This is a genomic window from Sphingomonas crocodyli (genome assembly GCF_004005865.1).
GTDB classification, from domain to species: Bacteria; Pseudomonadota; Alphaproteobacteria; order Sphingomonadales; family Sphingomonadaceae; genus Rhizorhabdus; species Rhizorhabdus crocodyli.
The window spans coordinates 200585-224169 of the sequence record NZ_SACN01000003.1 but is presented as its reverse complement, the minus strand read 5'-3'; the positions used below and the strand labels follow the sequence as shown (position 1 = coordinate 224169).

General features: G+C 62.5%; 21 protein-coding genes and 2 pseudogenes. 5 read left to right on the top strand and 18 right to left on the bottom strand.

The genetic code is table 11. The annotated features are described in order from the left end of the window. Positions 1-119: 119 nt before the first annotated feature. The 10 genes and pseudogenes from arsH to EOD43_RS18595 form a co-directional block, all read right to left on the bottom strand. Entirely contained in the window at positions 120-860 is a 741-nt protein-coding gene (gene arsH, locus EOD43_RS18640) for an arsenical resistance protein ArsH (protein WP_127745544.1), read from the bottom strand. Further along, a pseudogene (locus EOD43_RS18635) lies at positions 857-1524 on the bottom strand (aquaporin). Before EOD43_RS18635 ends, arsH begins: the two are co-directional and overlap by 4 nt. Next, the gene (gene arsC / locus EOD43_RS18630; RefSeq protein ID WP_127745543.1) at positions 1521-1952 is read right to left on the bottom strand and encodes an arsenate reductase (glutaredoxin); all 432 of its coding nucleotides are present in this window, start codon (positions 1950-1952) and stop codon (positions 1521-1523) included. Before arsC ends, EOD43_RS18635 begins: the two are co-directional and overlap by 4 nt. A 10-nt stretch (positions 1953-1962) precedes the next feature. After that, positions 1963-2292, bottom strand: coding sequence for an ArsR/SmtB family transcription factor (locus EOD43_RS18625; protein ID WP_127745542.1), 330 nt, complete (start codon positions 2290-2292; stop codon positions 1963-1965). A 198-nt stretch (positions 2293-2490) separates the two neighbouring features. After that, positions 2491-3894: a chromate efflux transporter gene (gene chrA / locus EOD43_RS18620; RefSeq protein WP_127745541.1), complete on the bottom strand. Its 1404-nt coding sequence runs from the start codon at positions 3892-3894 to the stop codon at positions 2491-2493. 9 nt (positions 3895-3903) lie between these two features. Continuing rightward, on the bottom strand, positions 3904-4722 hold the full coding sequence (locus EOD43_RS18615) for a chromate resistance protein ChrB domain-containing protein (protein ID WP_127745540.1): 819 nt from the start codon (positions 4720-4722) through the stop codon (positions 3904-3906). 802 nt (positions 4723-5524) lie between these two features. After that, positions 5525-5950 carry a DUF2147 domain-containing protein gene (locus EOD43_RS18610; RefSeq protein ID WP_240653350.1) on the bottom strand — a complete coding sequence of 142 codons (426 nt, stop codon included), beginning with the start codon at positions 5948-5950 and terminating at the stop codon, positions 5525-5527. A 23-nt stretch (positions 5951-5973) separates the two neighbouring features. Continuing rightward, a complete protein-coding gene (locus tag EOD43_RS18605) occupies positions 5974-7140 on the bottom strand; it encodes an epoxide hydrolase family protein (RefSeq protein WP_338069012.1) in 1167 nt (388 codons plus the stop codon). 178 nt (positions 7141-7318) lie between these two features. Further along, a complete protein-coding gene (locus tag EOD43_RS18600; RefSeq protein WP_127745537.1) occupies positions 7319-7729 on the bottom strand; it encodes a DoxX family protein in 411 nt (136 codons plus the stop codon). Between the two features lie 27 nt (positions 7730-7756). Continuing rightward, complete coding sequence (locus tag EOD43_RS18595; protein WP_127745536.1) at positions 7757-8596, bottom strand: metal-dependent hydrolase; 840 nt, start codon at positions 8594-8596, stop codon at positions 7757-7759. A gap of 89 nt (positions 8597-8685) precedes the next feature. Between EOD43_RS18595 and EOD43_RS18590 the strand changes: the two genes are divergently transcribed. From EOD43_RS18590 to EOD43_RS18580, 4 genes and pseudogenes are all read left to right on the top strand, one after another. Then, complete coding sequence (locus tag EOD43_RS18590) at positions 8686-9330, top strand: TetR/AcrR family transcriptional regulator (RefSeq protein ID WP_127745535.1); 645 nt, start codon at positions 8686-8688, stop codon at positions 9328-9330. Between the two features lie 31 nt (positions 9331-9361). Further along, positions 9362-10525, top strand: a complete 1164-nt coding sequence (locus EOD43_RS18585) for an epoxide hydrolase family protein (RefSeq protein WP_127745534.1) — start codon at positions 9362-9364, stop codon at positions 10523-10525. Positions 10526-10700: 175 nt separating this feature from the next. Next, a pseudogene (locus tag EOD43_RS24265) lies at positions 10701-10880 on the top strand (NAD(P)-binding protein); the annotation flags it as partial. Further along, positions 10859-12343, top strand: a complete 1485-nt coding sequence (locus EOD43_RS18580; protein ID WP_420822462.1) for a flavin-containing monooxygenase — start codon at positions 10859-10861, stop codon at positions 12341-12343. The pseudogene EOD43_RS24265 and the gene EOD43_RS18580, both read left to right, overlap by 22 nt. Before the next feature lie 52 nt (positions 12344-12395). Here the strand turns inward: EOD43_RS18580 and EOD43_RS18575 are convergent, their stop codons facing one another. The 4 genes from EOD43_RS18575 to EOD43_RS18560 form a co-directional block, all read right to left on the bottom strand. Further along, positions 12396-13316, bottom strand: a complete 921-nt coding sequence (locus tag EOD43_RS18575; protein WP_127745533.1) for an alpha/beta hydrolase — start codon at positions 13314-13316, stop codon at positions 12396-12398. Between the two features lie 27 nt (positions 13317-13343). Then, entirely contained in the window at positions 13344-14945 is a 1602-nt protein-coding gene (locus EOD43_RS18570) for a long-chain fatty acid--CoA ligase (protein WP_206363595.1), read from the bottom strand. 63 nt (positions 14946-15008) lie between these two features. Beyond that, a complete protein-coding gene (locus tag EOD43_RS18565; protein ID WP_164857335.1) occupies positions 15009-16103 on the bottom strand; it encodes a zinc-binding dehydrogenase in 1095 nt (364 codons plus the stop codon). Positions 16104-16510: 407 nt separating this feature from the next. Beyond that, on the bottom strand, positions 16511-16951 hold the full coding sequence (locus EOD43_RS18560; RefSeq protein WP_127745531.1) for a DUF6894 family protein: 441 nt from the start codon (positions 16949-16951) through the stop codon (positions 16511-16513). A gap of 20 nt (positions 16952-16971) precedes the next feature. On the opposite strand from EOD43_RS18560, the gene EOD43_RS18555 reads away from it, so the two are divergent. Then, a complete protein-coding gene (locus EOD43_RS18555) occupies positions 16972-17436 on the top strand; it encodes a nuclear transport factor 2 family protein (RefSeq protein WP_127745530.1) in 465 nt (154 codons plus the stop codon). A gap of 168 nt (positions 17437-17604) precedes the next feature. Here EOD43_RS18555 and EOD43_RS18550 read toward each other — a convergent pair whose 3' ends face one another. Genes EOD43_RS18550 through EOD43_RS18535 form a run of 4 tightly spaced genes read right to left on the bottom strand, consistent with a single transcriptional unit; the run spans position 17605 to position 23504 of the window. Next, complete coding sequence (locus tag EOD43_RS18550) at positions 17605-20109, bottom strand: TonB-dependent receptor (protein WP_164857333.1); 2505 nt, start codon at positions 20107-20109, stop codon at positions 17605-17607. 47 nt (positions 20110-20156) lie between these two features. Beyond that, positions 20157-21194, bottom strand: coding sequence for an SRPBCC family protein (locus EOD43_RS18545; RefSeq protein WP_127745528.1), 1038 nt, complete (start codon positions 21192-21194; stop codon positions 20157-20159). A gap of 1 nt (position 21195) precedes the next feature. After that, complete coding sequence (locus EOD43_RS18540; RefSeq protein WP_127745527.1) at positions 21196-22308, bottom strand: S-(hydroxymethyl)glutathione dehydrogenase/class III alcohol dehydrogenase; 1113 nt, start codon at positions 22306-22308, stop codon at positions 21196-21198. After that, entirely contained in the window at positions 22305-23504 is a 1200-nt protein-coding gene (locus tag EOD43_RS18535) for a cytochrome P450 (protein ID WP_127745526.1), read from the bottom strand. Before EOD43_RS18535 ends, EOD43_RS18540 begins: the two co-directional genes overlap by 4 nt. Between the last annotated feature and the right edge of the window lie 81 nt (positions 23505-23585).

Here is a 23585-nt window from a genome sequence, read left to right as displayed (position 1 = left end):
CTTCCAACGTCTCTCCGCGGACCCTAACGACCGATTTCGGGCATGCGCGAAGTCTGGCTGAACGGCTGATTAGGGGCGCGTTACTGCCATCGCTGTTACCCGTCGCCCAGAGCGTCAATCTAACGTCCGATGGCGACTGCCGAATGGTCCTCGCGCATCGCCGGGATGCCGGCCTCCTTGCGCTCCGAGTAGCGGTCGACGAGCTGTTCGACGTGCGGGCGCATCAGCACGGTCATCCGTACGAGTTCCTCCATCACGTCGACGATCCGCTCATAATAGCTGGAAGGCCGCATCCGATCGTCATCACCAAACTCCTTATAGGCCATGGCGACCGAACTCTGGTTGGGGATCGTGAACATTCGCATCCAGCGTCCGAGCAGGCGTAGCGTATTGACGCTGTTGAAGGACTGCGACCCGGCCGACACCTGCATGACGGCGAGTGTGCGGCCTTGAGTTGGGCGCATACCGCCCATCGCCAACGGTAGGTGGTCGATCTGAGCCTTCATGACGCCAGTGATCTGGCCATGCCGCTCGGGGCTGCACCACACATGCCCTTCGCTCCACAGGGAGAGCTCGCGCAGCTCGTGCACGGCGGGGTGGTCGTCGCCCGCCGCTTGTTCAGGCAGCGGCAGGTCAGACGGATCGAAAATCCGGGTCTCGGCGCCGAATAACTGGAGCAAACGGGCCGCCTCCTCGACGCAGAGGCGCGAAAAGGAGCGCTGGCGGAGGGAACCGTAGAGCAGCAGGATGCGTGGCGGTGGCTGGTCGGCACCAAGACCCAACGCAGGCCGGTCGATGACGAAGGATCGGTCGAGCGCCGGCAGATATTTGGGACTGGATAGGGCGCGGACGCGGTTCATGCGGTGCCTTTCGGTTTCTCGGTGAATAGGAGATCGGCAGCGAAGTGCGATGCCAAGGCTCCAAGGATCTGCGCCGCGATGAATCCGGGCACGCATGCGGGGGCGATGCCGGCGAAGCTGTCGCTAAACGACCGTGCGATGGTGATCGCGGGGTTGGCGAAGCTGGTCGACGAGGTAAACCAGTAGGCGGCCGTGATGTAGAGCGCGACGCTAGCCGGGATGCTTTCGGGCCGCATCCTCGCCGTGCCGAGGATCGTCACGATGATGCCGAAGGTAGCAACCGCCTCACCGATCCATTGGCCGGGGCCGATGCGGATCTTACGCGACAGCTGCAGAACCGGGACGTCGAACATCAGGTGGGCGAGCCAGACGCCGAGAACGCCACCGATCAGCTGGGCGAGGACATAGCTGATAGTCACCCTGGTGCTGACGTGGCCGCGCAGGCGCATGACGAGTGTGACAGCCGGATTGAGATGCGCTCCGGAGACCGGACCGAGCATGGTGATCAGCACAAACAGCATCGCACCGGTCGCCAATGTGTTCCCGAGCAGCGCGATGGCGACGTTCCCGTGGCCAGTCGCTCAGCCATGATGCCCGAGCCGATGACCGTCGCGAAGAGGATGAGGCTGCCGAGCGCCTCGGACAGGAGGGCTTGGCGGATCACGTCCCGCTGACACGCTGGCCGGCTGCGTCGACGACCTGTTCGCCGTCTTCTTTGGCGAAGGCGCCGCGTTGCGCGTCCGGCAGAATGTGGAGCACCGCTTCGGACGGACGGCATAGTTTCACACCGAGCGGAGTCACGATGAGCGGTCGGTTGATGAGGATCGGATGTTCCAGCATCGCGTCGATCAGCGCCTCGTCGCTCAGGGTTTGATCGTCGAGGCCAAGCTCGGCGTAGGGCGTGCCCTTCTCCCGGAGCAGATCGCGGGGCGTCATTCCGGCGCGTTCGATCATCTCGACGAGCAGGGCGCGCGATGGCGGCGTCTTCAGGTACTCGATCACGTGGGGCTCGACGCCGCTATTGCGGATCAGCTCGAGCGCGTTGCGCGACGTTCCGCAGTCCGGATTATGGTAGATGACGATTTCGGTCACGGCCGGTCCTTCAGCAGCAGGCGAGGTCGGCGAGCAAGGGCTCGCAGAGTTCGGCGCGGCCCTGACAGCAATCCTTGGCAAGGAAGGTCATCAAGGCGCGAAGCATGTCAATGTTGGCGCGCTGGATCTGCTGTCGGCCCTGCCGCTCGGCGATCACCAGCCCGGCTTTAGCAAGCACAGCAAGATGGGTTGAGAAGGTGCTTTGCGTTAGCCCACTTGCCTCGACCAGCGCACCTGTCGGCAAACCGTCCGGCTCGTGCCGAACAAGCAAGCGGAAGGCGTTGAGCCGGGTTGAGTGTGCCAGAGCCGCGAGCGCAGCAATTGCCAAGTCCTGATCCATAGATCGGGAATGCCCGATTAGTTGCCCGCGGGCAAGAGCCATCGACTTATCCCGATGTAAGCGGCTCACCAATGTCGGCTTTTCCTAAGATCAATGGACGGCAGGTTTTGAGCACGCACCGAGCCAGGCTAAACGGCCGATAATGGGGCGCAAGGCTGCCTGCATCATGACCGGCGGTCTATAGCCGCCTCACTCCCTTCAAATATTCAACAAGTCGACAAAGTGGAGCGCGACGCCCGCGACCGACGTGACGGCAAGGGTGGCGATCACGCTCCACCTCAGCACGAAGATCGCATGGAGCGCACCCAGCGAGAGGACGAAGGCGGCGGGATCGAGGCTCTCCAGCACCGGCGCGTCGAAGCGGATCGGCCCCAGTGCGAGCGGCGCGGTCTCACGGAACAGCGTATGCAGCGCGAACCACATGGCGAGGTTCAGCACCACGCCGACCACTGCCGCCGTGATCGCGGAGAGGGCGGCGGCGATGGCGGCATTGCCGCGCAACCGTTCGACGAAGGGCGCGCCTAGGAAAATCCAAGCGAAGCAGGGCATGAACGTCACCCAGGTCGCCAGTAACCCGCCCAGCGTCCCCGCCACCAGCGGCGACAGCGCGCCCGGATCGCGATAGGCGCCGAGGAAGCCTACGAACTGGAGCACCATGATCAGCGGCCCTGGCGTCGTCTCCGCCATGCCGAGGCCATCGAGCATCTCTTTCGGCCCCAGCCAGCCATAATGATCGACCGCCTGCTGCGCGACATAGGCCAGCACCGCATAGGCGCCGCCGAACGTCACCATCGCCATTTTCGAGAAGAAGGTGGCGATCCGACTAAACACGTCGTCGGGGCCGAGCAGCGCGATCAGCGCGGCGACCGGGATCAGCCACAAAGCGAGCCAGACGATCGCGGTCCGTGCGGTTTCGCGCCACGACGGATTGGCATGGTCGGGCAATTCCTCGCCCAGCAGGGTTTCGGCGTCCGGCACGATCTCGCCGCCCGCAGGACCATGCCCGCTGCCGCCCGCGAACAATCCTGCTCCCCGTCGACCCGCCAGCCAGCCGATCAGGCCCGCACCCAGCACGATCAGCGGGAAGGGTGCCCCGACGAAGAAGATCAGGACGAAGGCCGCCGCCGCGAGCATACGCGACGCCATCGTCTTCAGCGCGCGACCGCCGATCCGCAGGACCGCCTGCACCACCACCGCAAGAACCGCCGCCTTCAGCCCGAAGAACAGCGCCGAGACGATGCCGATTTGCCCGAAAAGGACGTAGATCCAGCTCAGCGCCATGATCGCGATCGCGCCGGGCAGGACGAACAGGGTGCCCGCGATCACGCCGCCCTTCGTCCGGTGCATCAGCCAGCCGATATAGGTCGCCAGCTGCTGCGCCTCCGGGCCGGGCAGGAGCATGCAGTAATTGAGAGCATGGAGGAAGCGATGCTCCCCGATCCAGCGTTTCTCCTCGACCAGGATGCGGTGCATAACCGCGATCTGCCCGGCGGGGCCGCCGAAGGAGAGCAGGGCGATCCGCAGCCAGACCCAGAAGGCTTGGCCCCACGTCACCGGCGCGGGGCGTGCGGGCGCGGTGGCGCCCCTTTCGATGTCAGCCATGACCGCCCCTTACGAACGCGCGCGGGCGGGCTGGTGCGATGTCCAGTCGTGCTTTTCGCCCTGCGCATCGCGGGACCAGCGGTAGAGCGCGTCATAGACGGCCATGCCCGCTTCGAGCTGCGCATGATCGTCGCTGAAGCTGCGCGACAGGCCCAGCGAGATGGCGAGCAGTCCCGCCGCCTCGGGCGCGATATCGAGTGTGTCGGTGTCCGCCCCGCGCACGATCGCGGCGAGCCGGGTCAGCGGCTCATGCGTGTCGAGCCCGAACGCCTCGATCATCAGGTCGAAGGTGCAGCGCCCGTCGCGGTGGCTCCAGAAAACACGGTCGTCGGACAGGTCGAACGGCTCCGCCCCCTGCGACACCGCAACGCTCAGCACGTCGCCGGGCGAGACGTAGAGGAAGCGCGCCTGGGGATCGACGAAGCGGCGGATCAGCCAGGGGCAAGCGATGCGATCGATCTTCGGCCGCGCGCGCGTCACCCACCATGTGCCGCCATCGTCGTGGCGCGGCGGCAGGTGATCGAGGCAGACGGTTATCCCGCCCGCACTTCGCCACGCTTCGAACCCGCCGTCGAGGATCTCAGCCGCCCGCCCGTCGCTGCGCAGCAGGGCGGCGACCGCGGCGGCCGGCCCGGCGCCGTCGGCATCGACCAGCAGGATCGGCTGATCGACCGGATCGGCCCAGTCGAGCGCATTGTCGGGGGATCGCGGGATCGATCCGGGGATGATCTCACGCGGCTGATCGCGCAGATCGATGATCAAAGGGGCGGCAGGGGTGCCGACGAGGCGGTCGAGCTTGCTGGCCGCAATGGCGTTATAGGCAGGCATAAGGCGTCCTTGATGACAATCGGGACGCGATGCTTCGGCTGACGCCTCGTGGGGGGATCGCCACCCCCATTGCCGGCCATCATGCTGTGGCGGGAAAAGTTGTCAAGCGTGATGGATCAGGCCCGTAGGCGACTAACTCCGATACTCAACCCTCCGACGGGCTCGCGTCCTTTCAGATTAAAAGTGAGGGAATATTTCTGTTCCTGATTTGCGGTCGCAGACTCTCAATATTCTAGGAGGTAAGTGCTCAGAATGTGACCGCTGGCAGATCGCCACGATTTCTCCATGAGGAAGCAGCGACCATGCCTGTGCGGAAATTGGACCGGATTGGCCGGCTGCGTCGGGAGCTAGGTATCTATGCTCCGGCGGAAAGCGCCGATGCGCAGCGAGGAAACCAAACAGCGCAGGATCGCTCGATGATCTTTCCTTCGGAAGAAAGGACATCGAACGTTCGCGCACTGTCTCCGAACTCAACCTCGCGGATGCGCAAGCTGCGCGCACTGTCGCATTCCAAGGATCGATAATTTGGTAGTCGGGCCAGCGAGCGCGAAATCAACGATCTCGAATGTCTGCTTTCAGGCGGGCTAGAGCGGCAATCGAACGACCGATATGGGGCGCGTAGCTGCCGCTTTGCACCATCGATTGGGGGAGCCCCCCATCAGCAGCAGCCATACGATGTCGGGCGGCATCTCAGGTGATGCCACCACTTACACCCGCATTGCCTTTGCGGCGACCTAATGCCGACGTTGCGCTCGACTATCCCGGCCATTTGCGCGGAGATCGCGCCGTAACATCGCGCTCATCATGAGGGGGCGCGGGTCCAGACCTGGCCCTGACAGAAGAAGGCGATGCAGCCTTCGACCTGGAGCGTGTTGTCGGGGAGCAGGCTCGCCTTGCTCTTGTAGGTCCGACCCGATCGGGGATCGTAGATCGAGCCGATCCACTTCGCGCTATCGGGGACGAAATCGGTCAGGATCTGAAGCGCTGCCAGCGGCCGGGCGCGCAGCGCCGGATCGGGATTGTTGGTGTCAGTCTTGGGCGCCGCCGGATCGGGTTTCAGGATCTTGACGATGCGCCCGCACATGTTGGCGCCGCAGCCTTGGATCCGCACAATCGATTTACCGCCGTCGGTGATCCAGTCGCCCATGATCGGCTTTGGCGCGGACGTCGCGGCGGCCAGCGGCGCAGCGGCGAGGCAAAGGGCGATCGTCACGGTGAAGTGTCTCAAGATCATCTCCTGATACGGGAAGGTTACGACAGGTGCGTCGCCAGCGCGGTGCGGAAGCGGCGCAGCTCGTCGACGAACAGGTCAGGCTGTTCGAACGCCGCGAAATGGCCGCCGCGCGCCGGCTCGGTCCAGCTGACGAAGCGCGGATAGAGCCGCTCGGTCCATTTGCGCGTCGAGCGCAATATCTCTTTCGGGAAACTCGACACGCCCACCGGGATAGTGACCTGGTGGCCCGCGAAATTGGTCGAACTCTCATGATAGAGCCGCGCCGCGCTCGTGCCGCTGTTGGTCAGCCAGTAGAGCATGATGTTGTCGAGGATTTCATCATAATGCAGCACATGGGTCGGATGGCCGCCGCAGTCGGTCCACAGAAAAAATTTCTCGTAGATCCAGGCCGCCTGCGCCACCGGGCTGTCGGCAAGACCGTAGCCGAGCGACTGCGGCTTCGTCCGCTGCACCTCCGAATAGGCACGGTTGTAGAGCTGATGGTCGGTGAATTGCGCTATGACCGCGGTCTCGGCCGGGTCGAGCGCGCCGCGCTCGGCTTCGCTCGGGAAGCCGAGCGGCAGATTGAGATGGATCGCGGCGAGCCCGGCAGGCGCCTGCGCGCCCATCGCCTGCGAAATCCCCGCGCCCCAGTCACCGCCCTGAGCGATATAGTCGGCATAACCAAGCCGCTCCATAAGGACCGCCCAGGCGCGCGCGATGCGCTCGATATTCCAGCCGCGCTCGCGCGGCTTGTCGGAAAAACCGTATCCCGGGATGCTCGGGATCACGAGGTGAAAGGCGTCCGCGGCCTCGCCGCCGTGGCGCACGGGATCTGCGAGCGCGTCGATTACCTTGAGGAACTCGACGATCGATCCGGGCCAGCCGTGGGTGAGCAGGAGGGGCGTCGCGCTGGGCTCGGCCGAGCGGATATGGAGGAAATGGATCGCCAAGCCGTCAATCGTGGTGGTCGACGAACCTCGGCGATTGATCTCGGCTTCGCACCGCCGCCAGTCATAATGGTGGCGCCAATGGTTGCAGAGCGCTTTCATCTCGTCGAGCGGCACCCCCTGGAACCAGCCTTCGCCAGTTTCGCGATCGGGCCAGCGTGTCATATCCAGCCGTGCCGCGAGGTCGTCGAGCTGCTGTTGCGGCACGGCAAGCCGCAAGGGTTGGATCGCGTCATGTTGAACCAGGGACATCATCTCGATCTCTTATGAAAAGTGCGCCGCCGCCTTTCTGAGGCGGCGCTGTTATAAAACTCACGTGAGCTGTCGCGACATCGATCGCGGCCAACTCAAGCGGTCGATTGGCACGACGAACGGCGGTCCTTGGAACAGAGAATCGCTTCGCTGAGGGACCGATGTAGGGCGCATTGCTGCCTCATCGGTGCAGTGAGAAGCCCACCTTTCCTGCAACAAGCGCCCACCAGCAGATCAAGGGCTGCGCGAACAAGCGAGGATAGTGGTAAAGCCATCCCGCGCCCGTCCCGGTGGATAGGTCGTGCACCGCGTGATTGATGTCCACCGGGTAAACGCAAACAGCGTAGAGGGCGAGCATCACCCCTGCGATCGACCGGGTACGCGGCAGGAACAATCCGATAGCACCTGCTAATTCAGCGAGACCGGTCGCGATGATCACCGCGTGCGGCGCAGGTATCGAGGGTGGCATCATCGCCGCAAAGAACCCGGGGCGCAGCAAATGGATCATGCCGATGAAAAGGAAGATTGGCGCGATAGTGATGCGCGCGAGATTGGGTACCCGCGTCGAAGATCCCTCTGGTCGGATGTCCATAGGAGACAGCTCTCGATTTGAATGTGTTCAAGCAGCCTGCAATGTCGCGCCATAAGTGCGGGTCATGTCCTCGCCCCGATCATAGCGCCCGGTCCATTCGGCGAAATAGTCTGGCAGCGCCTCATGGACCGGATCGTGCCAGGGCAATTGCGCGGCGAGCACGCCCGCCAGCGACTGCATCCGTGCCTTGAACGGCAGCGTCTGATCGCTCTTGTTGCGCAGGAGGATATCGGCCGGGACATCGTCGATATGGCGGACGAATTCCTCGCCCATCATTTTGAACAGCCCGCCCGAATGCGCCATATATCGGCGGTAATTGGCAATGCGGTAGAGATAGCGGCCAACGACATGATCGTAGATGATCAGGCCCGAACTGCGATGCTCGATCTCTTCGCAGAAATGCCAGAGCATCAGCGAGGCGACGCGCGTGTCGCCTCCAGCGAACAGCTTGTCGCGGTGATCGATCAGCAGCTTGAAAAAGGGCGTGAACACACTTTCGAGACCGCCGACATAGCCGAGGTGGAATTCGAGCGGATGCGCTTCGTACAGCTCGTCATACGAGGCAACGACCTTGTCGAGCGTCTCCTGCAGGCCAGGATAGCGGCGAATCAGCGCCTTGAGATGTTTCTTGTGCGCAAGCGAATGGATGCTTTCCTGCGCACGGAAGGCTTTGGCCTCCGCCAGCACCGCCGGATCCGTGATCCGCGCTTCGGCATCCTGCACAGCGCGGCAGATATACTTCTCAAACCCGACAGCGAGGAACGAGATCTTGTTCATCATCACCGAAAAGCCCGGATCCTGGGGATTCCAGATGAAGGCCACATCATCGAATACGAAAGGGATCTTGCGCAGTTTTAGATCGGTCATCGGGGTCGCTCCCAGGCGAGTCCATCCAGCGTCGGCGCGATCTATATACAATAATGGACAATATGTCCATTTATCGTTAGGGGTGCGATATGAGCGGTGACGGTCCCGACAGCAAAGCCGCGCTTTTACGGGCGCCACGGCGCGGCGAGGATCGCGGCGCGGCGCGGCGCGCTATGACGCGCGAGCAGATCTGCAAGGCTGCCAATAGGCTGTTCGCGACGGTTGGGTATGCGGCGGCGACAATGGACCAGATCGCCAATGCGGCCGAGATCCGGCGGTCGACGCTCTACACGCACTTCGCGGACAAGGAGCAGATCCTGGAGGCGATCGGCGAAAACTACGTCATCGACGTCTGCGATGTCATCCGGCGGCTGCCGGGGCCTGCGCCGTCCGATACGGAGATCGGCGCCTGGGTCGCGGATTTCGCCGACTTCGTGACGTCCGAGCCGGCGCCTGCCGAGCTGATCATGGCGGTGGGCATGCAGCCGGGAACACCACAGGCAACCGCGCGGTTCGGCGCGACGATGATGCGGTGCTTTGCCGAACAGTTCATCGCCTTCGAACGCGCCCTGCAACCGGGCGAAGGCTTCCGACTGGCATGGGCGCAGGCGACGCTGGCAGAACTCGGTCATGCCCTGACCCACCGCGCCCGGCATGGCGACGATCAGACATCGCGTGACCGGCTGGCCGTGGCGACGATGCTGTTCGGTCGCTTCCTGCGCGAGGAACGCTGACCACCGAGAATAAAATGAGGAGGAGGGGACGATGGACGACAGGATCGAGCCGTTCACGATCGCGGCGACCGACGCGCAACTGGGCGACCTGCGCGAAAGGCTGCTTCGCACCCGCTGGCCGCGCGAGATTGGCGACAACGGCGCGTGGCAGGCGGGCGCCAACCTGGCCTATATGCGCGAGCTGACTGACTATTGGCTCAACACCTATGACTGGCGCGCGCAAGAAGCGAAGATGAACGCGCTGCCGCAGTTCCGAACCACTATCGACGGCGTGCCGATCCATTTCATCCATGTGAGGGGCAAGGGCTCAAACCCGACCCCGCTGATCCTAAACCACGGCTGGCCGTGGACGTTCTGGGACATGCGCGAGATCATCGGGCCGCTGGCCGACCCCGCCGGAGTGGGTGGCGATCCGGCCGATGCGTTCGACGTGATCGTGCCGTCGCTGCCCGGCTTCACCTTTTCGAGCCCGCTCGACCGGCCAGGCGTCAACTTCTTCGAGACGGCGCATCTGTGGGTGAAGCTGATGGACCGGCTCGGCTACGAACGCTTCGCGACGCAGGGCGGGGATTTCGGCGCGATGATCTCGGCGATGCTGGGCCATGCCTATCCCGATCGCGTGATCGGCGCACACCTCCACTTCATCGCGCCGATCAAGCCGCCTTATCCCGAACCGTCGGATTTCGAGCCGCACGAATATGCCTGGGGCGCGAAGACGCAGACGTTCATGCAGGACGGAAACGGCTATATGCAGATCCAGCGCACCCGCCCGCAGACGCCGGCCTTCGCGCTGAATGACTCACCGGTCGGCCTGGCCGCATGGCTGGTTGAAAAGCGTTACGCCTGGGCAGATGTCCGTGACGGGCTGGAGACGGTGTTCAGCAAGGACGATCTGCTGGATACGGTGATGCTGTACTGGCTCACCGAAACCTATGTCAGTTCGGCCCGCTATTATTACGAAGCGCGGCCCGGCAATGCGGGGCCGGTCCACGATCGCGTGCCTGTGGTCGAGGCGCCGGTGGGAGTGCTGCAATTCGCCGAGGATGTGATGCCGCAGCCGCGCCGCTGGGCCGAGCGTTATTACAATCTCCAGCGCTGGAACGTCGCCCACACGGGCGGGCATTTCGCGCCCATGGAGGTACCGGACCTGATGATCGACGACATCAGGGCGTTCTTCCGCGAACTTCTGACCTAGCGCTATCCCGGATCGACATGTCTGCTTTCAGGCATAGGATTAGCGGCACGAATGACCGGTCATGAGGCGCGTTCCTGCCCGCTAAATACATCCCGTCCGATCCGGTCGCTCCATCCCAGAGCCCCCTTGCTTTTTGAGCCGTGTCGTTGATCCTGCTCCAAAATCAGAATGGGTTATGGAGGGACAGATGAAAGGCGCGGGAGACGTATCCGACCTCGATGTCGTCGTCGTAGGCGGCGGCTTTGCCGGGATCTACATGGTTCACACGTTGCGGAATGCGGGCTTCGATGTCCGCGCGATCGACAAAGCGGGGGATTTCGGCGGGACCTGGTATTGGAATCGCTATCCGGGCGCGCGCTGCGACGTCGAAAGCTTCGACTATTCCTACTCTCGCCGGAGATCGATCAGGAGTGGACTTGGACGGAGCGCTACGCGGCTCAGCCGGAAATCCTGCGCTATGCTCATTTCGTGGCGGATCGGCTGGGCGTCCGGCCCTACTTCACCTTCAACATGGCAATGGTCGGCGCCGACTATGACGAGGCGGTCGCGCGCTGGACGATCCGTACCGACAAGGGCGACAGCCTGACGGCGCAGTTCGTCGTCATGGCAACGGGGTGCCTGGCGGTGCCGAAGGATCCCGCAATCCCCGGTCTCGGCGATTTTGCGGGCGAGACCTATTTCACATCGCGCTGGCCGCACGAGGACGTGTCGTTTGCAGGCAAGCGCGTGGGTGTGATCGGCACCGGATCGTCGGGCATCCAGGCGATCACCGCTGTCGCCGAAAAGGCGGGCGAGCTGTTTGTCTTTCAGCGGACCCCGACGTTCTCCGTCCCCGCGCGCAACGCCCCGATCTCGCCCGAGAAAATGGATGAGGCCAAGGCGATCTATCCCGATCGGCGCCGCGACGCGCGGGCAAGCTATGCCGGGCTGAAGGCGACGCCCGGCACGCGCAAGACGTTCGAGATGAACGATGAGGAGCGGCGCGCGAACTTCGATCAGGCGTGGGCGCGCGGCGGATTTTCGATGCTGGGCGCCTTCCCCGATCATATGATGACGATCGAAGCCAATGATCAGGTCGCCGATTATGTGCGCGGCGAGATCAACGTGATCGTCGAGGATCAGGCCGTGGCCGAAGCGCTGAAACCGCGCGGCTATCCGATCGGCAGCCGGCGCGTCGCGCTCGATACCGGCTATCACGCGGTTTATAACAAGCCCAACGTCCACCTCGTCGATCTCAAGGTCGATCCGATCCGCGACGTGACTGCCGAGGGTGTCCGTACCGAAAGCGCGACCTATCCGCTCGACATGCTGATCCTGGCGACGGGTTTCGATGCCTTTACGGGCGCGCTATCGTCGGTCGATATATATGGGCGCGACGGCCGATTGCTGCGCGACGTATGGGCCCAGTCGGCGGACTGCTTCCTGGGCATGGCCGTGCATGGCTTCCCGAACATGTTCATGATCACGGGGCCGAGCGGGCCGACCGCGATCTCGAACGTGATCGCCACGATCGAAGCCAATGTCGAATGGCTGGTGCGGGCGTTCACTTATGCCCGCGATCACGATATTGAGGCGCTCGAGGCCAATGCCGACGCGCAGTCCGCGTGGGCGGCCAAGGTGGCGGGGTTAGCCGAAAACAGCCTCTATATGCGCGGGAACAGCTGGTACATGGGGGCGAACATCCCCGGCAAACCGGTGCAGTTCATGTGCTACCTGGGCGGGCTGCCATCCTATCGGCAGATTTGCGACCAGGTGATCGACGCGGGGTTCGAAGGCGCGTTCGATGTGACCTACAAAGCACCCGCCGAGATGGCCTGATCGATCCTTGTTCGGGGTCTGCCCCTCAGCGGCAGACCCCGAACAATCATCGTCAGCGAATGAGCAATTCCGTCAGTTCGCCCTTCAGGAAAGCCATCAGCTTCTGCTGGGAGGCAAGGTTGGGCATCTGCGCAAAGCCGTGGATCGTGCCTTCGATGCAGCGATAGGCAACCGGCACGCCCGCGGCTTCGAGCCGCGCGGCATAATCGCGCGCCTCGTCACGCAGCGGATCATATTCGGCGGTGACGATGGTCGCAGGCGGAAGCCGGCTCAGATCGTCGTGGAAGGCCGGGGCAGCATAGACATCCGCATCGCGTCCGCCCAGATACAGGCCCCACAGATGGCGCAGCGAACCCTCGGTCAAATAATAATCGCGCCCGTTCGTGCGGATGGATTCGGTTTGCAGCCGGGGATCGAGCGCGGGATAGAGGAGCAGTTGGTGGTCGATCCGTGGGCCATCCCGCTCGATTGCGGCGATGCACATGCCGGCCGCGATATTGCCGCCCGCGCTGTCGCCCCCGACCACGATTGCCGTCGGCGTGATGCCCAACGCTTCGGTGCCGTCGCCATTGACCCATTCGAGCGCCGACCAGCAATCGTCAAAGGCAGCCGGATAGGGATGCTCGGGCGCCAGCCGATAGTCGACCGACAACAGGCTCCAGCCGAGCAATGCGCTGAGCCTGCGGCAGAAATCGTCATGCGTATCGAGATTGCAGAAGGACCAGCCCCCGCCGTGGAAATAGAGCAGCAGGGGCGCGTCAGGGGCACCGTTTGCGTAGAAACGCGCGGGCACATCGCCGTCCATGCCGGGGAAGCGCACATCCTGGACCCGCGTGATCGAGAAGGGCTCGCCGCGCGCCGCATTGCCTGCCGCCATCATCGCGCGGAAGGTCGCCATCTCGATCTCCGGCCCGGGCACGGGTGCGAGTTTCAACATTTCCAGCGTGGCGGCCACATCGGCATCGATTGTCATCGCTTCTCTCCAGCGGGGAACCGTTGATCAGTCCTTCAACAGGCCGGCATAAGCCGTGCGGATCGCCTTCTTGTCGATCTTGCCGGTCGCGGTCAGCGGCACCGGCGCGCAGATGATGCGATCCGGCATCCACCATTTCGCGATGCGCGATGACAGCCAATCGCGCATGGCATCAACCGAAATGTCGGCGCCGTCATGCGCCTCGATCAGCATGATCGGCCGCTCTTCCCACTTCGGATGATAGACCCCCGCGACCGCGGCCACTTTCACGCCGGGGAAGCCCGCCGCGATGTTCTCGAGATCGATCGAGCTGATCCACTCGCCACCCGACTTGATGACGTCCTTCTTGCGGTCGGTGATCCGCATGAAACCGAACCGGTCGATCGTCGCGATGTCTCCCGTATCGAACCAGCCATCGGCGTCACACGCATCCTCAGCATGCTTATAGTAGCGCTCGACCACCCAGGGACCACGCACCTTGAGCGTGCCCGAAACTTCGCCGTCATGCGGCAATGGCTGCCCATCCTCGCCGAATATCTCGATCTCGATGCCAAACAGCATGCGCCCCTGCCGGGTCCAGATCTGGTCCTTGGCACCCTCGACGCCCAGTTCGTCGAGATCGGGCGTGGGGGCGGAGACGACACCCAGCGGGCTCGTTTCGGTCATGCCCCAGATCTGCTGAACCTCCACGCCCAGCTTGTCGAAGGCGATCGCCATGTCGCGCGGCACCGCCGATCCGCCGATGATCACACGCCGCAGCCGGTGAACGCTGCCGCCGGTGCGTTGCAGATGATCGAGATAAGTCGTCCAGATCGTCGGCACGCCACCGGTGAAGGTGACCCCTTCGCTCTCGATCAGTTCCTGTAGCGACGCGCCATCCATCCGGTCGCAGGGCAGCACGAACTTGGTCCCGTTGATCGCCCCGCAAAAGGGCAGCCCCCAGGCGGTCGCATGATAGAGCGACTGACACGGCAGCACGACGTCGAATGCCGAAAAGCCCAGCGCACCGGTTAGCCCGGCCGCAAATGCGTGCAGCACGACCGATCGGTGCGAATAGAGTACGCCCTTGGGATCGCCCGTCGTTCCGGAGGTGAAGCAGAGGAAAGCCGCTTTGTTCTCCTCGATCCTGGGCCACGGGTAGACATCGGGCTGGTCGGCGATCAGCGCCTCATAGCTTTCCCATTGCCCCGCACGATCGGGAGGCGTCAGCAATATGATCCGCTCGACCGTATTCAGGAGCGGCTTTACCCGCTCGATGATCGGGATCATGTTGAGATCGGCCAGCAGGATGCGCGAACCCGCTTCGTTAATCGTGTAGGCGAGTTGCCCGTCGGGCAGCCTGGGGTTGGCCGTGTGCAGGACGGCACCGATGCCAGGCACCGCAAAGAAGAGCTCGAAATGGCGGTGATTGTTCCACGCGAGCGATGTCAGGCGGTCGCCCGGTGCGATCCCGAGCTGCGCAAAAGCGTGGGCCGCCTTCGCGCAACGGGCAAAGCAGACTGCATAATCATAGCGCCACAGCGTTTCATCGACATTGCGTGACACGATCTCACGCCGCGGATGCGCGGTCGCTGCGAACTTCAGCATATCGATAATCGCCAAGTCGCCGTGCTGCATCAGCCCGTGCATATCGACATCCCCTTTATCTTTGCGCGGGAGCCTATCGTGCGTCGGTGCCGGCCGCCAGAGCCCTCAACGGTATCGGATGACGGCGCGGTTGGTCTCGCCTTTCTTCATCATCGCGAACCCCTCGTTGATCTGATCGAGGGTAATTTCCTGCGACACCATCTCGGCTAGGTCGAGCTTACCGCTGACGAACCAGTCGACATAGGTCGCGACATCCTGCCGCTTCGCGCCGCCCATCATCGTATTGTGCCAGTTGCGGCCGAGCATCTGGCTCCACGTCACCGGCACCGGCCGATCGTCCGGGATCATGCCGACGGTGATCATCTTCGACCAGCCGCCTTTGCTGAGACAGGCCAGCGCCTGTTCGAACACCGTAGGGCTGCCGACGCAGTCGAACGCATAATCGGCCCCGATGCCCGTCAATGTTTGCACTGCCTGCGCAACGTCGCCGCCGGACCCGTTGACGAAATGTGTCGCTCCCATCGCGCGTGCCGCGGCTTCCTTTCCGGGCATGACGTCCACCGCGATGATCGTCTTGGCGCCGGCGATCTTCGCGCCCTGAACCGTGCTGAGACCGACACCGCCAAGCCCGATCACCACCACGCTTGAGCCGGGATCGACTTTCGCGGCGATCAGCGCCGCGCCCACGCCGGTCGTCACCCCGCAGCCGATGCACGACGCCGTCGCGCGATCGGCCGCCGGATTGACCTTCTGCACCTGATCCTGCGGCACGACGAGATATTCGGAAAATGTACCGAGCGCCATGAAGCCGGGCACGTTCTTCCCCTGCCAGCGGAACCAGGTGGGGAAATCGGGGCGATAGGATCGGCCCATCTGCGCGCACATATTGGTCTTGCCCGAACGGCAGAAGACGCATTCGCCGCAATCGGGCACCAGGAAGGGAACCACGATATCGCCGACGGCAGCTGATGTGACGTCGGCGCCGATCTGTAAGACCTCGCCTATCCCTTCATGGCCGAAGATCGCGGGAAGGCTGTGCCGGAACTTGCCCTCGATATAGCTCAGGTCCGAATGGCAAAGGCTGGCCGCGTCGAGACGGATAAGAATGTCGGTCGTACCCGGATCAGCGACTTCGATCTCGTCGATCACCAACGGTTTTCCCGGCTCGACCAGGATAGCGGCACGCGAGACGACGGGCATGGGCACACTTCCATTCTGACGAATGGCATGTTTCATCCAACGCGATGGCCTTGTCGTCAACCTGAATGGGTGTCGGCTTTGGAGACCGCCGCCGTAGACGCGTTCGGCGGTGGGTAATGTCGGTTTTGGTGACCGTGTTCTGGATAGGGTGGTCTATGCCGGAAGAGCACCAGCCCATTAATGGGCTATCATCGGCTATTGCGCGTCAGCTACCTCCATGCAGCCGGCGTTGCCAATCTCGGCTATAAAAGCAAAGCAGCTTCGTCGCGATGTTCAGCAATGCGCTTGGGAAACGCTTGGCTCCCACCTGACTTATCGGAGATCGCGTCGTAATCACACGTCTTCGTTTCAGCTTTTAGGATCAGCAGTAACCTCCGTGGACGGCCGAAATTGAGGCGTAAAGCTGACTAGGCGCCGATCTCGATCCGAAGTCCCGTATGCACGTCGATAGCAATCTTGAAGAGTGGCAGGCCCATCATATCGTAGACATGGAGTGTCCACCGGCGATCGTGCCAGGCGCCTAGCGGACTTGCCAGAGCGACGTTCGCAAGCTCCAGTGCTCTCGCCCGCGCGGCTTCCAGATCTGGCAATTCCTGTCCACTCAAATCCCCGACATTTGGCCATCGTCGATGTCGAAATAAAACAGGGGCATTCAGCTTTTTACCGCTAGGCGCTGCCGCGGTAAACGGCAGGTTCTGGCACTGACGAACTCCCAGCTGAATGGCCGATCTTGCGGCGCGTTGCCGCTCGACCGCTCCTGCTCCGATCACGACCAAAAACCCCTTGCTCGCGTTGGCTCTAACGATACCGTTGCACATGATCGTACCGGACGGCAGGTTTCGCATCATCACCAGCAGGACACGCCACCATGAACTGGAAGTATTTCGCCCTGGCGCTTGCCGCCGTGACGACGCCGGCGATCAGCCAGCCCACGCCGGGCGTCTCCGTGCCGCCAGAAATCGGCGTGGCCTATGGCCGATTAGGCAAGGCGATCATGTCGCACGATGCGGATGGTGTTAAATCCGTCTGGGCCGAGGACTTCGTCGTCAACTCGCCCAACAACGAGGTGCTGAACCGCGACCAAGTTATTGCTGTGATGGAACGGGACTTCCTAGAATATAAAGATTTCCGAAAACACATCACCTTCGTTAGCCAGAAGCCCGAGATAACGGTGGTCATGGGTTACGATACGATGGTCCCGATCAAAGGGCCGGGGGCCGGCCAGCAAGTAACTCGACCCTTCACTGACATATGGGCAAAACGGACCGAAGGCTGGAAGCTGGTCGCACGGCAAGCGACTATCTCCGCCGTCGGTTCACCAAACGTCCGATAGGTCTGTGAAGCCAGCCGACCGCTATGAAAGCGAACTGCCCGCTTTCAGGAAGCCAACAGACTACCCGCTACGTCCAGTGTTGGGGCGCGTTGCCGATGCCCTGCAGCTTAACCGCTACAGAAAAATGGCCGCGCCCGGGAAGGTGGGGGCGCGGCCAGTGGAGAGAACTTAAAGGGCTATGGTCAGGTCGACACCGTAGGTGCGAGCGCGCTCGTAAATGACCGACCCGACAGAGCCGATCGGCCCCAGGTCGAAACCGATATATTGGGTGATGTTGCGGTTATCGAAGATGTTGCGTCCCCAGATTCCGAGGTCGAGCTTCGTCCCGCCGACCTCCATGCCGATCAGCCCGGCACGACCGTTCACGATCCACTGAAATGGCGTCGTCGCGGAATCGATGAGCGCCTGGCTGGCCTGGGCCGTCGGACCACTGCCTGGCGCAATGTCCGAGGTCATCAGGATCTTGCTGCGGAAATTGGCGTCGGCCCGGATCGATAGGTGCCCGCCGGCGACCAGCTCGGCGCTATCATATTGGGCGGCGAGGCTCCCGGTCCACTTCGGGCGTTGAAACGGCTGATAGCCGGGCGCCCCGGACTGAAGGACGAAGCCCGGGAAAATGGTGCCGCGCTCGAACTTGAAGTCCGTATATCCAACGTTGGCGGTGAGGGTGAGCCCATTGACCGGGACGACGGTATTTTCCCATTCGAAGCCGGTAGCTTTTCCGTCTGCGGATGACACAACCGCCTGAGCGAAGGGCGCGGAACTTGCGACACCCGTTAATAGCCCGGAAGTGGTGTACTGCATCGCCTTATAATCGACATGGAAGACAGCGAGGTTCGACCGGAAGCGACGGTCGAACAGGTCAGCCTTGATGCCGCCTTCGTACGAATAGGCTCGCTCGGGCTTGAACGTGATCGTCGCAAGCTGACCACCCGAAATGTAGCCGTCAGCATATTTGACGTAAGTGAGAATGTTGTCGGCAGGTCGGAAATTAAGGCCTGCCATGAAGGTCTGTTCCGAGTCCCGGTACCGGATCGGCGATACGATCGCGCCCGGCGGGGTTGTTGGAGTTCTCGACAGCGTCTGGTCAGGCAGGGTCTCGTAGCCCCGCTTGCGATCTTTGGTGATACGCGCGCCAAGCACCAGGTCAAGGCGGTCGGTCAGGTGAAACTCGGGCTGCACAAAGGCGGCTTTCGACACAGCGGTGACGCGGTTGGGGATATAGCCGGGGTTGCCCGGAATGACGAACGGTGTCCCGTTCGACGTGGTTTGCTGGCCGTTGACCGCGGTCAGCACCAGCGAATTGAAGACGTTGCTCGGGCCGCCCGTGACGATCGTGTCGCGGAAGTAGAGGACGCCCGCCGTGACCTGGAACCAGTCAGTGTTCACGTTGACCTGGAACTCGTTGCTCCATTGATGCTCGTTGTTCGACGAGTCCGTTGTGACGATAGCATAGGGCGCCGTGGTGGGCGCGAACCGCAGCGCCGGATTGCTCGACAGGAACGACGCCGGCAGGAAGGCTGGAGTGCCCAACGAAGCGAAGTTCACCGGGCTGTTCACGAGGCCACCCAGGCCGTCGAGCTGCTGGGCGGTGTTGCTCAGCTTAGTCTTGCGATAGGCGAAGATGTTCTTGAACGTCAGCTCATCCGTCGCCTGCCAGCTGGCGGTAAAATTATGGCCAAAGGTGTAGAGCCGGGCCGCCTTTGTATAGGCGTTGTTGACCGCATCAGGTCGCTTCTTGGCGATGGGAGTCTTGGGGTTCGGGCTGGCGTTATACAGCGCGCTGGCGATCGTGCCGGCTGGCAAGTAATCGATCCCGATGGCGTTCGGGGTGAAGTTGTTTTCGGAATAGTCGAACTTGTAGAGCAGCGTGACGTCATCGATGAGGTCAGTTTTTAGAGCAGCGCTCACCGCCTCGACATTGTCGCTACCGAGATATTTCGGCGAAACTCGACGTCCCAGAGTGCCTCCGGTTGCAGGGCCATAATTCCAGACCGTACCGGCGCCGGAGTTGCGGATGTCACCCCGTTTTTCAGAGTGAAGATAAGTCACTGTCGCGCTGAAAGGGCCGACTTGCGGGAGGTCTACGCGCGTCTTGCTACGCAATGCGTTGTAATTGCCGTAGCTGAGTTCCTGGCGGGCGCTGAACACACCCGTCGGGTTGCGGGTCGTGATGCTGATCGCGCCACCGGTCGCATTTCGGCCGAACAATGTCCCCTGCGGCCCCTTGAGCACCTCGATCCGCTCGATGTCCGCAAAGTCAAAGACGCCGCCCACGACACTCTGCATGTAAACGCCGTCGAGATAGACGGCGACGCCCTTGTCGGTCCCGGCCGCGGTGCCGCTCGTGAGAATTCCGCGCAAGGTGAAGTTCGGGATTTGCGCACCACCACCCGAGAGACGCACGGTCAGATTAGGTGCGATGGCGTTCAGATCGCGCACGTCCTGAATGCGGTTGGCTTTGATCGAATCCTGGGTCAGCGCGGTGATTGAGATCGGCACCGTCTGGAGGTTCTGCTCGCGCTTTTGGGCGGTGACGATGATCTCCTCGACACCGGATACTTCCTGGCTGCCGAGGCTTTGAGCCGCGAGGGGCGGAGCGCCTAGAGCCGACCCTGCGACGAGCGCCAGACGGATTAACGAGCGCCTGCGATTATATGCCATGCCTTTCATAGTCCCTTCCTCTCCCTGGGCGGTCTTTGCCGCCTCTCCACAAAAACTTATGTGCGGCCGCTTTGGCGGGCTGCGCTTTTTGCTGCTTCGGCCGACCGTAGCTTCACGCCGTGCCAGGCGATGAGATCCATGATCTCCGGCGAGAACATGTCGTAAATTTCGATCCCTGTGCCGGTGAGTGCTCGGCGAACCGCCGCCAGCTGACGGGGTGACGTGCCGGAACTGATCAGAGACGAGATGAAGCCGGCCCATTCGATTCTTGGCGCCGCGATGTCTCCGGCAAGCTCCGGATGTAGGAACGCCAGGCCAAAGAAGTGATGATTAGGATCGGCGACAAGGCCGATCATATGAACACCGCATCCAGAGCAGGCGTACCGCTGGATGTTCGCGGCGGTGTCGACAATCGAAAGCTTGTCGTGGTTCGCGGTGACGGAGTGGAGGTCGCTCGCAACCACGGCCGTGAGAGCGAGCAAAGCGCCTTGCGGTTTCCAGCACTGACTGCAACCGCACAAATGTGTGTGCTCGACCGGACCTTCGATCTGGACCAGAACCGGATCCGTGTCGCAGTGACATTGGAGATAGCGGCGCCCCGCCCTGGGGCCTTCATCGCGCCGACCGTCCAAGGCCGGGTGAAGCCTGACGCGAGCTCTCGCGAGCTGTTCTGCGCGCTCTTTGAGATCGAGGTTCATCTGTTCGTAATCGCGCCGACCCAGGCCATCCATCATCGGCCAAAGCATTTCAGTCAGAGGGCCTTCGAAGGACTCGCTGTGATCGAGCCGCGTCTGGGTCGGGCCAAGCGGAGACAGCTTGAAAACATGCTCTGCGCGATAACCATGCTCACCGGGCACCTCGGTGAACCAACGCAGCTCGCGGGCACCAACGACGCGCATGATCGTCGGCGAGAACGGGTTTGGCGGCATTCCGGTGAACGCGATGTCGGCGGAAAGTGTCTGCCCGACCGTGGTCAGCCCCGCGATCCGCGGGATGACCTTGTTCCATTCGGCATAGGCATCGAGTTCATCAAGGATGGCCCATATTGTCTGCGCGGGCGCATCAATGGTGATCGAGGTTTCGACGGTCCGCATGTCAGTAAACGACCACCGAGCGGATCGACTTGCCCTCGCGCATCAGATCGAAGGCGGTGTTGATCTCTTCGAGGCCCATGACGTGGGTGATCATCGGATCGATCTCGATCTTGCCGGTCATGTACATGTCGACGATCTTGGGCACGTCGGTGCGGCCCTTGGCGCCGCCGAACGCCGTCCCGCGCCAGTTGCGGCCGGTGACGAGCTGGAACGGGCGGGTGGAGATTTCCTTACCCGCTTCGGCCACGCCGATGATGATGCTGGTGCCCCAGCCGCGGTGGCATGCCTCCAGCGCGGTCCGCATGACATCGGTGTTGCCGGTCGCGTCGAAGGTGTAGTCCGCGCCGCCATCGGTCATCAGCACGATCTTGGCGACGACCTCCTCACGGCTCATGCCGCGGCTGTTGAGGAAGTCGGTCATGCCGAACTTGCGGCCCCATTCCTCACGATCGGGGTTGATGTCGACGCCGATTATCTTGGCGGCGCCCGCGAGCCGCGCACCCTGGATCACGTTCAGGCCGATGCCGCCCAGGCCGAAGACGACGACATTGTCGCCCACCTGCACCTTAGCGGTGTTCACGACCGCGCCGACCCCGGTGGTCACGCCGCAGCCGATATAGCAGCTCGACTGGAACGGCGCGTCCTCGCGGATCTTCGCCACCGCGATTTCGGGCAGGACGGTGAAGTTGGAGAAGGTCGAGCAGCCCATATAATGAAAGATCGGCTGCCCCTTATAGCTGAAGCGGCTCGTGCCGTCGGGCATCAGCCCGGCTCCTTGCGTCGCGCGGATCGCGGTGCACAGGTTGGTCTTGCCCGAAAGGCACGACTTACACTGGCGGCATTCGGGGGTGTAGAGCGGGATGACGTGATCGCCGGGCTTCACGCTGGTCACGCCCGCACCCACCTCGCGCACCACGCCCGCGCCCTCATGGCCCAGGATCGACGGAAAGATGCCTTCGCTGTCGAACCCGTCGAGCGTATAGGCGTCGGTGTGGCAGATGCCGGTCGCCATGATCTCGACCAGAACTTCGCCTGCCTTGGGGCCTTCGAGATCGACTTCGACGATCTCGAGCGGCTTCTTCGACTCGAACGCGACGGCGGCGCGGGTCTTCATGCAAACACCATCGGGAGCGTCTCGTGCCGCCGAACCATGAGGCTACTTTCCCATTTCGGTTGGGCACCGTTAGGAAGTGAAATGTTTGTCGTGGCCGCCAGTAATTCCTCGAAAACGACACGTGCTTCGAGCTTCGCCAAAGGCGCGCCCACACAGGTGTGGATGCCGCGACCAAAGGCGACCTGACCACGCTTGCGATCAAGGTCGATCCTGTTGGGGTCCAAATGCTCTGCGGGATCGCGATTGGCAGCACCCCACATCATCAGGACTGTTGTGCCGGAGGGAATGTCGACACCCCCTAGCTGGGTATCATGCGGCACAGAACGCAGATGATGGCGGAAGGGAGACTCGAGACGAAGCGCTTCCTCGATGAACTTTGGGATGAGGCTGGGCGCTTCGCGCAGACGCTGCTGCAACTCTTGATCCTCGGCGAGCATGCGCGCGGCGTTGCCCAGAAGGCTCGAGGTGGATTCTCCCCCCGCGCTCAGCATCGTGTGCAGGAAGATGATCGCCTCATGCTGCTGCAGGACACCGTCACGAACGGATCGCGCGATTGAACCCAGTATGTCTTCCCGGTCTGGCGAGGCCGCGTGGAGCTGGCCCGCGATCCACGCGCCAACCTCGTTCGACTTCGAGATGTTGGCCACCAGCTCCTCCATCGTGAGGGTAGCGCCGAGGATAGAGGTGGAATCATAGGCAGCCTGGAGCAGGACCTGCAGGTCGGCATCCTCGAACCCGATCAATTTGCTGATGATCGAGATCGGCACCATCCCGCCAATCTCCGCCATGAAATCTGCGGTACCCAGATCCATGGCCCGACGTATGCGAGCGCGGGCAATCTCGACGACTTCCGGCTCCAGCGCCGTCATGCGCCGACCGACGAACTCGGGAAAAATCGCCTTTTTGTGCGCGCCGTGGAGCGGCGGATCAGCGGTCGCAAGCACCTGGACGCCGGCACTGCCAAAGGGCAGACGTGCGGGCAGACCGCGTGCATCCTTATAGAGCAGTGCATTCATGTTGGAGGAAAAATCTTCCACGCGTCGCACCGCTTCGTCGATCATCGCAAACGAGCTGATGACCGCCACGTCAGTATCGGGCACGCGCCATACCGGTTGATCATACAGGCGGCGATAAAAAGGATATGGATTATCAATATTCCCGGGCTCAAGGAGCTCGGTCCCTGCAATATCTTTCATTTAAATCCTCACCATTTCATCTCTGCGCGAGATGGCGAATAATGAGCGCGGAAAAGCAGCATCTGCGCAACAGTTACGCAG